At 47.0% G+C, this 15851-nt stretch carries 11 protein-coding genes and 6 pseudogenes; 5 read left to right on the top strand and 12 right to left on the bottom strand.

Going from position 1 to position 15851, the window contains the following annotated elements; all coding sequences use genetic code 11:
• Positions 1–65: 65 nt before the first annotated feature.
• From TZ48_RS24375 to katG, 5 genes and pseudogenes are all read left to right on the top strand, one after another.
• Complete coding sequence (locus tag TZ48_RS24375; protein WP_239670798.1) at positions 66–257, top strand: hypothetical protein; 192 nt, start codon at positions 66–68, stop codon at positions 255–257.
• A 35-nt stretch (positions 258–292) separates the two neighbouring features.
• Positions 293–796 carry a hypothetical protein gene (locus tag TZ48_RS24380; RefSeq protein ID WP_162674549.1) on the top strand — a complete coding sequence of 168 codons (504 nt, stop codon included), beginning with the start codon at positions 293–295 and terminating at the stop codon, positions 794–796.
• Positions 797–1020: 224 nt separating this feature from the next.
• Positions 1021–1836 carry a hydrogen peroxide-inducible genes activator gene (locus TZ48_RS10980; protein WP_239670799.1) on the top strand — a complete coding sequence of 272 codons (816 nt, stop codon included), beginning with the start codon at positions 1021–1023 and terminating at the stop codon, positions 1834–1836.
• Between the two features lie 417 nt (positions 1837–2253).
• Positions 2254–2574 carry a Dps family protein gene (locus TZ48_RS10985; RefSeq protein ID WP_275426433.1) on the top strand — a complete coding sequence of 107 codons (321 nt, stop codon included), beginning with the start codon at positions 2254–2256 and terminating at the stop codon, positions 2572–2574.
• Positions 2575–2701: 127 nt separating this feature from the next.
• A pseudogene (katG, locus tag TZ48_RS10990) lies at positions 2702–4868 on the top strand (catalase/peroxidase HPI).
• Between the two features lie 213 nt (positions 4869–5081).
• Here the strand turns inward: katG and TZ48_RS10995 are convergent.
• From TZ48_RS10995 to TZ48_RS26120, 12 genes and pseudogenes are all read right to left on the bottom strand, one after another.
• Positions 5082–5360 (bottom strand): hypothetical protein, encoded by a 279-nt coding sequence (locus TZ48_RS10995; RefSeq protein WP_112479180.1) that lies wholly within the window; start codon positions 5358–5360, stop codon positions 5082–5084.
• Between the two features lie 124 nt (positions 5361–5484).
• Positions 5485–5772 (bottom strand): hypothetical protein, encoded by a 288-nt coding sequence (locus TZ48_RS11000; protein ID WP_112479181.1) that lies wholly within the window; start codon positions 5770–5772, stop codon positions 5485–5487.
• 333 nt (positions 5773–6105) lie between these two features.
• A pseudogene (locus TZ48_RS11005) lies at positions 6106–7217 on the bottom strand (NADH:flavin oxidoreductase).
• 204 nt (positions 7218–7421) lie between these two features.
• Entirely contained in the window at positions 7422–7871 is a 450-nt protein-coding gene (locus tag TZ48_RS11010; protein WP_112479182.1) for a hypothetical protein, read from the bottom strand.
• Complete coding sequence (locus tag TZ48_RS11015) at positions 7868–8251, bottom strand: MAPEG family protein (RefSeq protein WP_112479183.1); 384 nt, start codon at positions 8249–8251, stop codon at positions 7868–7870. Before TZ48_RS11015 ends, TZ48_RS11010 begins: the two co-directional genes overlap by 4 nt.
• 56 nt (positions 8252–8307) lie before the next feature.
• Positions 8308–8850, bottom strand: coding sequence for a cupin domain-containing protein (locus tag TZ48_RS11020; RefSeq protein ID WP_112479184.1), 543 nt, complete (start codon positions 8848–8850; stop codon positions 8308–8310).
• A 45-nt stretch (positions 8851–8895) separates the two neighbouring features.
• Entirely contained in the window at positions 8896–9738 is an 843-nt protein-coding gene (locus TZ48_RS11025) for an ABC transporter permease subunit (protein ID WP_042471290.1), read from the bottom strand.
• A pseudogene (gene potH / locus TZ48_RS11030) lies at positions 9735–10651 on the bottom strand (putrescine ABC transporter permease PotH). The gene TZ48_RS11025 and the pseudogene potH overlap by 4 nt, the downstream one beginning before the upstream one ends.
• Positions 10648–11789, bottom strand: a pseudogene (gene potG, locus TZ48_RS11035) (putrescine ABC transporter ATP-binding subunit PotG). The pseudogenes potH and potG overlap by 4 nt, the downstream one beginning before the upstream one ends.
• A gap of 53 nt (positions 11790–11842) precedes the next feature.
• A pseudogene (locus tag TZ48_RS11040) lies at positions 11843–12951 on the bottom strand (extracellular solute-binding protein).
• Between the two features lie 76 nt (positions 12952–13027).
• Entirely contained in the window at positions 13028–14392 is a 1365-nt protein-coding gene (locus TZ48_RS11045; protein ID WP_112479185.1) for an aspartate aminotransferase family protein, read from the bottom strand.
• 58 nt (positions 14393–14450) lie between these two features.
• A pseudogene (locus TZ48_RS26120) lies at positions 14451–15778 on the bottom strand (glutamine synthetase family protein).
• Positions 15779–15851: the final 73 nt, after the last annotated feature.

Genomic DNA, 15851 nt, shown 5'->3' on the forward strand with positions numbered 1-15851 from the left:
TTAATCTCCCTAACAGCCTTGCAGCGTATATACTCAGTAAGTCAACGCTATCCTCGAGGTAGATTATGTTTGGATCGATTATGTGGGAAAAAGGACACCACACAGCACTATCGGACAGGGAGAGCCAACTCGGTAAAGAGCAGCAGCGATATCTCGACGATCCGCTCTCGCTCTATCAAAAACACACTGAGCGGCAAAAATACGTTGCTTTGGAGCCGATTGCTTTACGTTCAATGAACCAAGACGCGACAAAGTAAACGTAAAATCGTGGCCAAACCTGCTCGCCCTCGATGTGGCGTTTTGGCATCGTCAACATGATCAAAACACGCGCGCTGCAGACAATTGCCAAAGTGTATCAGCAGAAACGTTCATTCCTGAAGAGTACATTAGTCAGCTTAAAGGGGACTGGATAAGACTGTTTTATCGAGACCAACTGGTTTACGGTCACCTGTATAGTGCCCTCCACTATATTATGCGGGGTGCATTGTTCGACGTCGCACGCTGGGTGGAATCACGTTTTCCCTATCAATTACAGCGAGACTGCCACCTCCTCCCTCATAACTCGACATTAGACCCCAAGTATTACCTTCAAGCACACTTCGGGCACGAATCTGTTAGACCTTATTTTACTGCTCACTGTTCAGACTGGTTGAGTCATCACTACCCAGACTTTATGTTAGACCTGCACCAGCAATTAGAGCAGCAGACCCCGCTAGCTTTATCATTGAGTACCAGAACAAACAAGGTTTGCCTTGTGTCGATTTTGTCTGCAAAAACCAGCAAAGCATGCGGCTAATACGCCCAGAAAAATTTGTTGAAGACATGCAACACCTGGCGTGTGATGCAGAATACCTCAACTTTAAAACTAAGCAGTTATCAGCAAAGATAGCTAACGAGCTGCGCAGCCTTGGATGGTGATGAAAAGTAACAAAAAAGTTAATGATTTCCGTCGGCTATAGAGACTTTAGCGAGATCATCATCTACTTTTATAACAGTCGAACGCATCTCCTGTGAGGCACTATGATTTCGATAAAACAACTCACCTATGCTTTAGCTGTGTCAAAAACCATGCACTTTCGCAAAGCTGCTGACTTGTGCCATGTCAGTCAGTCTAGCCTGAGTACCGGCCTCAACGAGTTAGAGCGCCAGCTTGGTATCAAAATCTTTGAACGCGATAATAAGAAGGTACTACTAACCAAACATGGTGGTGAAGTAGTAGAGAAAGCGCGTAGCATCTTGTCACAGGTGGATGAGTTGGTACACATTGCGGAAAGCCACAGCCAACCGTTTAGCTTTCCTATGAGTATCGGCATCATTCCAACCATTGCGCCTTACTTGCTACCACGCTTAATGTCGGCATTGCAACACCATCACCCAAACGCATCACTGACCTTTATCGAAGAAGAGTCGCACCATTTAGTAGAGAAAGTACAGCGCGGAGAAATCGATACGGCTATTTTGGCGCTTCCCTACCCTTGTCATGGTCTGTTGAGCCTGGAGTTTTGGCAAGAAGACTTCGTTTGGGTGGCGTCAAAAGGAGGAGACTACACCGAGTTACCCAACGTCACAACCGAGCAGCTTAGCCGTGCCAACTTAATGCTACTCGCCGAAGGTCACTGCCTCAAAGACCAAATTCTCAACCTATGTAATATTCCAGAGCAAGACACCTTACAAAGTTATCGCGCTACCAGTCTCAATACGCTAGTGCAAATGGTGATCAGTGGACTGGGTTCAACATTGATTCCACAAATGGCGGTTGAACAGTTGGTCACGCAGCATTGCGACTTGTCAGTAGTTCCGCTCAATGAGCCTGGCCCTCATCGACGTATCGCTTGATCTACAGGCCTAACTACGTAAACGTTTCTAACCTAGAGTACCTCTCACAACTCGCAAGGCAATCATTGTCAGGGCTAACATGAAGACCGACTGAACAGCGATGATTGTAAAAATTGAAGATAAGATCACCATCAATCGAGATAATCGAACACTATGTTCGATTATTTCATTTTTACAACCCTTACAACGTCATCAATACTTTAATGACCGTTTTGATTGAACAGATAACGTCTTTTTCATCGTTTAGTTACAAACGTAAGGAGTATCTATGACCAATATTGATATCGGTATTGATAGTGAAAACAGACTCAAAACAGCGGAAGGATTAAAGCGACTTCTGGCTGACTCTTACACTTTATATCTCCAAACTCACAATTTTCACTGGAATGTAGAAGGCCCCATTTTAGGGACTTGCACATGATGTTTGAAGAACACTACACTGAGTTAGCGACTGCGGTTGATGAGATTGCTGAGCGCATCCGCACCCTCGATGTCCCAGCTCCAGGGACCTTTCGAGCCTTTTACGAATTGAGCTCAATACAAGAAGTTGAAGGTGTGCCTAGCGCCAATGAGATGGTGTGCATATTGACCAAAAGCCACGAGCAAGTCGTGAAAACCGCGCGAGCAGCAATGAAGTTGGCGCTGCAGGCTGAAGACGAATCCAGTATCGCCCTCATCTCTGATCGCATGCGCATCCACGAAAAAACCGCATGGATGTTGCGCTCACTGCAAAAATAAAGCGTAAACATCAGTAACGAAGTGCTAAACCCTCTGGCCATGCTGTGAAATGCAGCTTCACAGCAGTCAGTAGATGGCCAAATCGCTGTATAGGTAGGACTGTAATAACAATAACAGGAGAGTTATTATGTCGCATCATAACGCGCACGGCATGGGAAAATGTCCCGTAATGCATGGCTCAATGACTACAAACGGCCGCACCGAGATTGATTGGTGGCCGAAATCGCTTAACCTAGACATCCTTCACCAGCACGACACAAAAACCAACCCATTGGCGGACTTTAATTATCAAGAAGCTGTCAAAACCCTAGATTTTACCGCACTGAAACAAGATCTTATCGCCCTAATGACCGACAGCAAGATTGGTGGCCGGCTGACTGGGGTCACTACGGCGGTTTGATGATTCGTATGACCTGGCACGCAGCTGGTACGTACCGTATTGCAGATGGACGTGGCGGTGCTGGTACAGGTAACTTACGCTTCGCACCACTCAATTCTTGGCCGGATAACACCAACCTAGATAAAGCACGACGCCTGTTATGGCCAATTAAGCAAAAATACGGCAACAAACTCAGTTGGGCGGATTTAATTGCTTACGCAGGAACGATCGCCTATGAATCTATGGGGCTTAAAACCTACGGGTTCGGCTTTGGTCGCGAGGATATTTGGCATCCTGAGAAAGACACCTATTGGGGTTCAGAAAAAGAATGGCTGGCCACCAGCGACAACCCTAACAGTCGCTACTCAGGCGAGCGAGATCTGGCGAACCCACTCGCAGCAGTTATGATGGGGTTGATCTACGTTAACCCACAAGGTGTTGACGGCAATCCAGACCCGCTTAAAACCGCTCACGATGTGCGCGTCACCTTTGCTCGCATGGCAATGAATGACGAAGAAACCGTGGCGCTAACCGCCGGCGGTCACACCGTGGGTAAAGCCCATGGTAACGGCGATGCTTCTCTTCTTGGCCCTGAGCCAGAAGGCGCCGAGATTGAAGACCAAGCTTCGGTTGGCTCAACAAGACCAAGCGTGGTGTAGGCGGCGATTCACTGACCAGTGGACTTGAAGGCGCTTGGAACGACAAACCCAACACAATGGACAATGGCTACTTCGACCTACTCCTCAATTACGACTGGGAGCTGAAAAAAAGCCCTGCTGGCGCGTGGCAATGGGAGCCCGTTGATATCAAAGAAGAGCATATGCCGATTGATGCGGAAAACCCATCGGTACGCCGCAATCCAATCATGACCGATGCCGACATGGCGATGAAAATGGATCCTGAGTATCGCAAAATTTCTGAGCGTTTCCATCAAGATCCTGCGTACTTCTCCGAAGTCTTTGCTCGCGCTTGGTTTAAACTCACTCACCGTGATATGGGACCAAAAGTGCGCTATATCGGCCCAGAGGTTCCTGCTGAAGACCTAATTTGGCAAGATCCTGTTCCAGCGGGCAGTACAAGCTACGACGTGGATGCAGTGAAAGCTAAAATAGCCGCAAGTGGCCTGTCAGTTAGCGATTTGGTCGCGACCGCTTGGGACAGTGCACGAACCTTCCGTGGCTCCGATAATCGCGGTGGAGCGAATGGCGCCCGTATCCGTCTAGCTCCGCAAAAAGATTGGGTAGGAAATGAGCCAGATCGTCTCGCTCGCGTACTAAACGTCCTAACCGGTATCGCCAACGAAAGTGGTGCCAGCATTGCTGACGTGATTATTTTGGCCGGTAACGTAGGGGTTGAACAAGCAGCAAGTGCAGCGGGTATCAATGTCAGTGTTCCATTCGCACCTGGACGCGGCGACGCAACCGATGAAATGACAGACCAAGAGTCATTCGAAGTTCTAGAGCCTGTTCATGATGGTTTTAGAAACTGGCTTAAAGACGACTACGTGCCGACACCAGAAGAAATGCTGCTCGACCGAGCTCAATTGATGGGGCTGACGGCTTCTGAAATGACAGTATTGGTTGGTGGTATGCGTGTCCTAGGTACGAACCACGGCGGCAGCCCACACGGCGTCTTCACTGACAACGTAGGTCAGTTGACCAACGACTTCTTCGTTAACCTGACTGACATGAACTACACCTGGGACCCAGTGGGTAAAAACGCGTATGAGATACGCGACCGTCAGTCTGGTGCGGTGAAATGGACCGCAACGCGCGTAGACTTGGTGTTTGGCTCAAACTCGATTCTAAGAGCCTACTCTGAACTCTACGCACAACACGATAACAAAGAGAAGTTCGTCAACGATTTTGTGTCCGCATGGACAAAAGTGATGAACGCAGATCGATTTGATCTATAAGCTGTCATAATAGCGACAACAAGCTAAAGGGAAAGCGACCAAGCTTTCCCTTTTAGTATTGACTTTACGCTCTACGCAATCAAAAGCTTTAACGAAGCCTTCAGAGTTGGCAATTTTGTTGAGTTGCTGGCGCTTGGCATAAAACGTCGTCGGTTCCAGAACGGGCACCTCTTTTTCACTTTTCTCAACACGAACCTGTTCTGTTAGATACGGTTATGCACCGTTTCTACGACTTACTTCCTTCTTATAGCTGGACTCGCGATACAGCCAAAGTGCGCAGTTAGCGGCTACCATAAGGCCGGCGAACAAACCAAAGTTCTTGGCCTGACTCTGCAGAAACACCAGAATACCGGCATCTGACACGGCAGAGTATTGGAAAACGATACTAAAGATCATATAGAAAAGTACTGCGGCAAACGTACTTTTAGAGATCCAATTCAGAAAGCCTTGCTCGCGCTTTTTTTGCCAAATCTGAAACACTTTATCGTTCATATTCTCAATCCTGTTTAATGAGCTACTCTTTATCGATGCTGCTTCGCCACTACAACGTTGTTTGCAATAGCAGAATTGTCATACAAAACAACAATAGAAGCAAGCCAGAGAATGCTCGCCAGCGTTAACCTATCGGTTTACAAGTGCCTAGAAGTGTACTTTTGTACTGATAGCCGGTAATTATTCCATTTGCATCGGCATAGAATGTGTATGTGCAGCGGTCATTAAAGATCTTATAAATAATCTCTTGTTCACCACTGTCACTCTCTATCAGCTCGCGGGGCTCTCCCCAATGATCTATCAGCTCACCTCGCTCCCTACCGGGCCACTCCTTTCCTAAATAGTCACCCGTTACAAACAATGAACAACCACTCAAAAACACAACGATAAATACTGTCAAAAGTTTTTTCATTTCACCCTAACTCTTATGCTTCATACGCGGATGCCAATAGCCTTTAAAAAGTACGATTACCGCATTCGTCTCATTCCGTACTAGAACAGCCGGGCTTCAATCAAATCTTTCATTTCACTTAACGGCTCGTGAATGGAGTTAGATTTAAGCACCATCTGTAGCAAGCATAAACGATTTCACTTATCGTGATATGTCGAGAAGAGTATAGGTTTTGTAAAGCGGCTCACTGATTTTATAGAAACATTAAACGTTAAAACGCCCGATGTGGTAAATCGGGCGTTTTGAAGTAAAAAGCATTCCTTGCTAAGGATCTAAATGTACAACCTACGAACTCTAAAGCGCGGCTAGTTGAGCTTTTCTTTCTTTGTTTACCACGCAGAAGTTACCACGTTTGGTACGGCACTTAGAGCAGCGCTCGCACTCAACAGGTGCTCGGTCTCCCGCTTTCCATCTCTTAATGAGTTTTGGCTCAGAAAGAAGTGGACGTGATAGTGCAAAGTATTGAATGTCTGTTGTGTTGGCGAGTGCTTCGATGGCAGCGATGTCGGTTAATCCACCCACCGTAATAACGGGAATCGACACATCTTGCTTATGACTTGCCCATACTCGTGGAAGTAGCCCTCTTCTTGAATAGTAAAGCCATCATGCTCTTCACCTACCATCGTATTGGCTTTTCCGTGGATGTTGCCAGAGATCACAATGGCATCAACACCAACTTCTTCGAGCTTTTTACACACTTTGCGAGTTTCTTTAAAGGTGAGTCCCCCTTCAAAAAACTCAGTGGCGGTCAGTTTAACCAAAATCGGAAAATCGCCGCCCACAAGATTGCGGCATTCACGATATATCTCGAGTAAGAAACGCATGCGATTTTCTAAACTACCACCATACTCATCATCGCGACGATTGTAATATGGACTCAAGAACTGATTAATGAGGTACGTGTGCGCAGCGTGAATCTCCACACCATCAAAGCCCGACTGTTTGGCTCTAAATGTTGCTTTCGCAAATGCGGCAACGATGTAATCAATATCAGATTTGGTCATCGCTGTACCTTGAGTTTGAGTCCCCATCTCAGGTACATCACTTGGTGCGAAGATAACGCGCTCGCCAACATTATAGGTCGTCTTGGTACCACCATAGGCCAGCTGCATTACGATCTTTGAGTCGTTGTCGTGAACCAAACTTGTTAGCTTTTGGTATTCTGGGATAAACGAATCGTCGTACATGCCCATCATGCCAGCGTTAGGTTTTTCTTCTTCGACAATGTTGGCATAGCCAGTCACAATCAGGCCGACTTCGCCCTGGGCTAACTCTTCATAGATGGCATACAACTTATCGGTCATATGACCCTCTTCCGTTGCCATGTTTTCCCAAGTCGCACTTCTCACGAAGCGGTTCTTCAGTGTCAAATTGCCAATACGGCTTTCTGTGAACAAGTGGCTCAAGTCCAATCCCCTCAAAGTATCGTTAAGCTTATTGCCGAAAAAATGCAGCGAGACCGGATAGTACAGGGAATGTAGGTGATAAATATTAATCTAGATTAAGGAATTGATGCACTGGATGGTTAATTGATGATGATTGTCCTATTCAGGGTTCACTGCTTCACAGAGAAACCACCTATGAAGATGACTTAGCGCTCTTAATAAGCTTTACTTATCAATGGCTGACAATGCCTCTTTAACGTCAAATGATTCTCCAAACAGGCCAGATTCTCTTAATCGTTCGATGTTGTTTAGAAACTCCGTATCTATGAGGTCTTTATGTACAGCTAGCAGCCCACTTTGTCGGAATTGAAACCAGTCGGTCAATAGCTTTGAGTCTCCGTTCCTCAAGCTTTTGAGATACAGTTGATATACAAGTTCTTTTTCTTCAGACTCTACACAGAACTGCATCAAGCGGTCTTTTATCAATAGTAATGCCACTTTTCTCGATGTTGAGTCTTTCGAAACTAACCAAGGATCATCAATTTTTCGGAAATTTGTCTCAGGCTTCTCTAAACATTGCTTTGTCTTTGAATCTAATGCTTGTAGAGCACTTTCTAGGTTTGCCTGTGCATTAACCGAGAAAAGAAAAACAAGCGTAGTAACGAGTAGCTTCACAAACACTGCCCCATAATGGCAAACGAACACGCTATCGCGATAAACCATGAGATAGAGCGCAGTGTGCTCTTATCAATTAAATAGAGGGTGTGATAGATGACTCGAAATACAATGTGTACGATTGCGAGTAGTTGTACGTTTTCAGTCGTGTTCTCTGTTGCAATCGCAAGCAATATCGCTATCCCAAATACCAACAAAGACTCAAAAGCATTTTGGTGGGATGCTAGCGCTCGTGCACCAAAGCCTTCTAAACGAGATTGCTGTTCTCTAGGGTGGTTATTGTCGTATCCACCCTCTTTTGCCATCGCGATCGCCAAAGGGATTTTGACTAGGTAGGGAAGAAATGAGGCGAAAAGTAAACAAAGAATGAGTACCGTCACGTGAATGTCCTTTTTCGTAAATATTAGTCTGAATTACTGAACGACATCATACGCGATTAGAACGTCGGTGGCGTTGCTGCACTTATCAACTCACACTCAACTTTACCTCTATTACGAAAACGGTGCGGCTTTCTGGTTTCGAAGTAGTAAGAATCGCCGGCCTTGAGGACACGGGTTTGACTGCCCACGGTAATTTCGATTTCTCCGCGAATGACGACGCCGCCTTCCTCTCCTTCATGCTGCATGAAATCGGTACCGGTGTCTGAACCTGGTGGGTAAATTTCTCGAAGGATGGCTAGATCTCTGCCCTCGCGTTTGGCGCCAACAAGTAGCATCTTGATCTTGCCGTCACCTAAATCTGCCATTTGATCGGCTGTGAAGAAGATTTCGTCTTTCGGCTCCACATCTAGCGTAAAGAACTCACCCATTGAGATTGGAATAGCGTCGAGGATTTTTTTTAATGAACCCACTGAGGGGTTCACTAAGTTTTGCTCAATTTGAGAAATCATGGAGTTGGTAACACCACTGCGCTTTGCCAGTTCTCGTTGCGATAGTCCGCGCATTGTGCGAATGGTTTTTAGCTGTTTCCCTACATCCATGAATTTCTCTCCAAATTGAGTTTATTATCAGCAATTTAGTTCCGTTTACTGCTGACTCATCTTCATTTCTAGCAGCCTACGCTTTTCTGCCTTTGCCATCAACCACCACGCGATAAATGTGGCACAGGAGACAGCGAGTATCGTGAGTGTTGCCAGTGCGTTTATCTTAGGACTCACCCCTAACCTTACGCTGGAGAACACCACCATAGGCAAAGTTGTTGCACTAGGCCCTGATACAAAGCTCGCAATCACCAAGTCATCGAGTGACAAAGTAAATGCCAGTAGCCAGCCCGCTAGAATCGCTGGTGCAATCGACGGTAGCGTGATTTGGAAGAACACCTTCCAAGGCGGCGCACCTAAGTCCATCGCGGCTTCTTCGATTGAGCGGTCGACTTCTTGAAGCCTTGAACTCACAACCACAGTGACATACGCAGTACAAAACGTCACGTGGGCTATCCAAATGGTCATCATGCCACGTTGGCTGAAGATATCGAACACTTGCCCCATTGCGATAAACAGCAATAGTAGTGACAAACCAGTAATAACTTCTGGCATAACCAAAGGCGCGGTGATCATAAAGGCAAAGCCCGTCTCACCCTTGAACTTACCGAATCGATTAAGGACGAAGGCGGCGATAATGCCAAGAACCACAGCAGCACTTGCTGATAAGAACCCGATGATAAGGCTGAGTTTTACACCGCCCATTAGCAAGTCATCTTGTAGTAGCTCAGAGTACCACTTAAATGAAAAGCCTGACCAAACCGTTACCAAGCGGTTCTCGTTAAACGAGTAGATGATCAGAATCAGGATCGGCAAATAAAGGAAGGCAAAGCCCGCACCCAATATCACCCATTTAAGTTTACTGTTGTAAACTGGGATGTCGTTCATCCTTGAGCCTCCAATTCACGTTTTTGATAGCGGTGGAACCATAGAATCGGCAGCATCAGAATAAGCAGCATCACTATGGCGACGGCGGATGCCACAGGCCAGTCTCGGTTGTTGAAGAATTCTTGCCACAAGACCTTACCGATTAGAACGGTATCGGGGCCACCGAGCAACTCTGGGATAACGAATTCACCTACGGCTGGAATAAACACCAACATAGAGCCTGCGATGATGCCCGCTCGTGTGAGTGGAACGAGCACCGTAAACAGCGTTGTCATTGGTTTAGCACCTAAGTCACTCGCGGCTTCAAGTAACGAGTAGTCCACACGCATCAGCGCTGTGTACAGCGGCAGCACCATAAACGGCAAATAGGTGTAGATGATGCGATATAGACGGCGGTATCGGTGTGTAAGATTTGCAATGGCTCGTCAATAACGCCAGACATCAGCAAGACATTATTAAGCAGTCCGTTATTTTTTAGGATGCCTATCCATGCGTAGACTCGAATCAGGAAACTCGTCCACGAAGGCAAGATGATGAGCATCAAAAGCACATTACGGGTACTTGGCGTAGAGTGGACAATCGCCCACGCAATCGGAAAACCAATGATGAGACACAATACTGTCGAGACAAAGGCGATGCGAATCGACTGAATGTAAGAGGACGCGTAGAGATCATCTTCAATCAGGTATTGGTAGTTACTTATATTGAGTAGCAGTTGCAGCTGTTGCTCTGCATAACTCAACAGCTCTGAATATGGCGGAATGGCGATTTGTGCTTCTGCGAAACTGATCTTAAATACAATAAGAAACGGCAGCAGGAAGAACAGTAGGAGCCAACCGTACGGCACGGCTAGTAGCAGACACTTAGGCGTCGGTACCACGCTCCAAATATTAAGTTTGGCTGGTTTCTTCATATCTTGAGTACCACACAACTTTCCTTGTCCCAGCAAAGATTGACTCTTTGCTCCCATGTAGGCATTCCTTTCCTAACACGACTGGTATTTTGCAGTGTTGCTGTGACCAGTTTTCCTGAGTCGAGTCTTACGTGATAGATCGACTGATTACCCATATAGGCGATATCTTCGACGAGTCCACTACAATGATTCGGCGACGGATTCATATGATCGCACAATGTAATTTTCTCAGGTCTCACAGCAATCGATACGGGGATACCAGGCGCGCCAGAGATACCGTGACTGATAGAGATCGGATTACTCATATCTGGCGTGCGAACAGTTGAATGGTCAGCTTCGTTGGTTTCAAGCACACCTTCGAAGATGTTGACCGAGCCAATAAACTTGGCGGCAAATTTGGAGTTCGGGTGCTCGTAAATCGACTCTGGCGAGCCGATCTGTACAAACTGCCCTTTATTCATAATGGCGATGCGAGTTGCCATGGTCATGGCTTCTTCTTGGTCGTGGGTGACCATTACACAGGTCACGCCGACGCTTTCTAAGATATCGACCACCTCGAGCTGCATCTTTTCTCTTAGGTTTTTGTCTAGTGCGCCCATCGGCTCATCAAGTAGCAGCAGTTTGGGCTTTTTCGCTAAGCTTCTTGCCAGCGCAACACGCTGTCTTTGTCCGCCAGATAGTTGATGCGGTTTACGCTTGGCGAAATCGGTCATTCGTACCAGCTCGAGCATGTGCTTCACCGTTGCGTCGATCTCTTTGCTTGGCATGCGTCTTGTTTCAAACCAAAGGCGATGTTCTTCTCCACCGTCATATGTGGAAACAGCGCGTAAGATTGGAACATCATATTCACAGGTCGTTTGTAAGGCGGAATGTCTGCCAAATCTTCACCATCAAGGATGATTTGGCCGGCCGTTGGCTGTTCGAAACCTGCAAGCATGCGCAGCAGCGTTGATTTACCGCAGCCAGAGGCGCCAAGTAGCGCGAATAGCTCGCCTTGATTGATGGTGAGATCAATGTTGTCCACCGCTACGTGACCATCGAAATCCTTAGTCAGACCTCGAATTTCTAGAAGTGGTTTGGGTGGCACTGGGGCAACGTGTTGATGGTTAAGCTCTGTATCGAGTGACATCACTGTCATGGTAGTCTCCAAGCAAACGCGGCGACCCAAGTCGAGTCGCCAAATAGTACTAATCAGTTTTTAAGGAAGTCAGTCCAAGCGCGAGTCATGGCACGAGATGTTTTGTGTGGCAACATCTTCGAGCTATATAGCTTCGCTTGCGCTTCTTCTGTTGGGTAGATCCCTGGATCTTCTAGAATCTCTGCGTCGATAAACTCACGCGATGGTGGGTTCGGGTTCGCATACCAAACATAGTTACTGATCTCAGCAATCACTTCTGGACGAAGTAGATAGTTGATAAACAAGTGAGCATTCTCTGGGTGCTTCGCCTCTTTTGGAATCGCCATCAGGTCGAACCAAGCCAATGCACCCTCTTTAGGAATCGAGTAAGCCACTTCTACACCATTGTCTGCCTCAGCAGCACGATCGGCCGCCTGAAGTACGTCACCAGACCAACCGATCGCCACACAGATATCACCGTTTGCTAGGTCATTGATGTACTGCGATGAGTGGAAGTAGGTCACGTATGGACGAACTTGTTTAAGCAACGCCAAAGCGTCTTTCTTATAGTCGTTTGGATTGGTACTGTTTGGATCTTTACCGATATAGTTAAGCGCAGCCGCCATGATTTCGGTTGGCGCATTCAAGAAGCCACACCACACTTGTTGAGTTTTGCCATGTTCTCTGGCTTGAACACGAGATCCCAGCTGTCGACAGGGGCATCTTCACCAAGCACTGCTTTCACTTTCTCAACGTTGTAACCAATACCCGTCGTACCCCATAGGTAAGGGACTGAGTAGTCGTTACCTGGATCGACAGTGTCAGCAAGAATACCCATCAGTTTTGGATCAAGGTTCTTGTAGTTAGTCAGCTTAGACTTATCGAGCTTTTGGAAAGCCCCCGCTTTCGCCTGACGACCTAAGAAGTCGTTACTCGGTACAACAAGGTCAAAGCCTGTGTTGCCCGATAAGATCTTCGCTTCTAACACTTCGTTTGAATCGAATACGTCGTACACGACTTTGATGCCGGTTTCCGCTTCAAATTTCGCGATGGTGTCTTCTGCGATGTAGTCTGACCAATTGTAAATGTTGAGGACTTTTTCCTCAGCAGCAAAAGATGTCATTGAGGTAAGCCCCATTGTCATCCCTAACGCCACACCAAAGTATGCTTTTGCTTTCTCCATTTGGATCTCCGTTTCCTGTTTGCTCTTTGGTTAATACCTTTATTGTGCTTTTCTAGGTATTGGGTAGTCTCGTCGGCTACTGCGAAACGTCGGCGAGTGTTTTGTCGAGTGCGAGTTTTGCTTTTTCGATGAATTCATCGATCTCGTCTCGGGTAATAATTAACGGTGGCGAACAAATCATGGTGTCCCCTACCGCTCGAAGAACGACACCTGAGTTAAAACAGTTCTCACGACAACGCGTCCCTACATCGACGTCTTTGTGGTATCGCTCATTGGTTTGTTTGTCTTTGACCAGTTCAATCGCACCAACCAAACCTTTCGTTCTTGCTTCACCGACCATTGGGTGCTCTAAAAGCTCACTCCAACGTGAAGCAAAGTAAGGGGCGGTATCTTCGCGAACTTGGTTGATGATATTGCGGTTCTGCATCTCCTTGATATTGGCGATGGCAACCGCACAGGCAGCTGGGTGACCTGAGTAGGTAAACCCGTGCGCGAACTCGGTGTCAGCATCTGTCAGCACCTTGGCAACGTGGTCGCGAACCATCACACCACCAAGTGGCAAATAGCCTGAGGTAATGCCTTTTGCCATACACATCAGATCTGGTTTGATGTTGTAAGTTTGGCTAGCAAACCATTCGCCTGTTCGTCCGAAACCACAGATCACTTCATCAGCAATCAAAAGGATTTCGTATTTATCACAGATGCGTTGAATTTCTGGCCAGTAGCTGTCAGGCGGGATAATTACGCCACCAGCACCTTGAATGGGCTCAGCGATAAACGCAGCGACATTCTCTTCACCAAGTTCAAGGATCTTCGCTTCAAGCTGACGTGCGCGTTCCAAGCCAAACTCATTCGCATCCATACCCTGACCTTCACCGAAGTGATATGGTTGGTCGATATGAGTAATGTTTGGCAATGGCAAACCACCTTGAGCATGCATAAACGCCATACCACCCAAGCTTGCGCCCGCCATGGTACTGCCGTGGTAAGCATTCTTACGGCTGATGATGGTTTGTTTGTTTGGTTTGCCTAGGCTTGTCCAGTAGTGGCGAACCATGCGAACCACAGTGTCGTTACACTCAGAACCCGACCCAGTAAAGAACACATGATTCATGCCCTCAGGTGCTACTTCAGCAAGCAGCGTCGAAAGCTCAACAGCAGGTGGATGCGTAGTCTGGAAAAACAGATTGTAGTAAGGCAACTCCTTTAGCTGGTTAGTCGCCGCTTCAATGAGAGGCTCACAGTTGTAGCCCATATTCACGCACCAAAGACCCGCCATACCATCCAAGATTTTGTTGTCGTGCTCATCGTAGATGTAGATGCCTTCTGCACGAGTAATCACTCGTGAACCTTTGTCGTTTAGTGCTTTGAAGTTAGTAAATGGATGGAGACAGTGTGCGCTGTCTTGCTCTATCCATTTTGATCCGTTTTGTACTGACATAAATTACTTTCCATTTCCTGCTGTTTAATTGATGCTCTTTTCGATAGCGTTGCCTTAGTTACACGTTTAAAAGTAAGAATTCTCGCTCCCAAGAACTGATAACTTGGAAGAAGGTTTTGTACTCTTTGCGTTTGATTGCCACATAAGCCGATACGAATCGGTCGCCTAGGATTTCGCGTAATTCATCGCTGTTCTCTAGCAGAACCAATGCATCCTCTAGGTTATGAGGAAGCGAGTATGGTTCAGTCGTCATATCGCCTGTGCTCTTCTCCGTTGGCGTAAGTTTTTCTTTCATGCCAGGTAACCACACGCTAAGGTCAAAGCCATCGCCAGGTATGGGTTAGCATCTGCGCCTGCGTAACGGTTTTCTAAACGTCTTGAATCACGGTCAGACACTGGAACACGAAGACCAACAGTACGGTTATCTTCACCCCAAGCCACATTGGTCGGCGCCGAATCTCCGAATACCAATCGACGGTACGAGTTCACATTCGGAGCAAAAAACGCAATTGCCGCCGGTGTGTACTTCTGCATGCCGCCGATGTAGTTCATGAACAGTTCGCTGTTTGAGCCATCTTCGTTGGCGAATAGGTTTTTGCCTTTGTCATCAACTAGACTTTGGTGAATGTGCATCGCACTGCCCGGCTCGTCTTCCATCGGTTTTGCCATAAAGGTGGCGTAGACATCATGTCTTAACGCTGCTTCTCGTACCGTGCGTTTGAATAGGAATACTTGGTCTGCTCTGTCTAACGCTCGCCGTGGTCGAAGTTAAGCTCCATCTGGCTGCACCAGACTCATGGACTAGAGTATCGACATCCAAACCCTGCGCTTCGCAGTAGTCATACATGTCTTCAAAAATAGGATCGAACTCGTTAACCGCATCGATACTGAATGACTGTCTTGCTGTTTCTGGGCGACCATTACGACCAATTGGTGGCTCAAGGGGGTAGTCCCAATCCAGGTTTTTCTGAACTAGGAAGAACTCTAGCTCTGGCGCGACAACTGGATGCCAGCCTTCTTTTTCGTAGAGACTCAACACACGGCGTAACACAGCACGTGGTGAGATATCGACTGGGTTACCCTCTACGGTGTAGCAGTCGTGGATCACTTGCGCCGTGGGCTCTTTCGTCCAAGGAACAAATCGAATTGTGTTTTGGTCGGGCTCCAGAGTCATGTCCTTCTCGGTCAGGTCGATCATACTTTCATCGTCTGGCCAATCGCCGGTCACGGTCTGGAAAAAAACCACTTCGGGAAGACGCATGCCCCTTCTCGAAGGAATTTTTTCGCTGGCATAATTTTGCCTCGAGCGTTGCCCGTGATATCCGGGATCAAACACTCAACTTCAGTAATACGGTTCTCTTCTATCCATTTCCTAATCGTTTCCATAAATCCTTCTTTTCGTTACTCGCTCAACGAATTTATCAATAAGCTCCCATTTAGCATTGGCATCGACCTGTAT

It is taken from the genome of Vibrio variabilis (assembly GCF_003263785.1).
GTDB lineage: Bacteria > Pseudomonadota > Gammaproteobacteria > Enterobacterales > Vibrionaceae > Vibrio > Vibrio variabilis.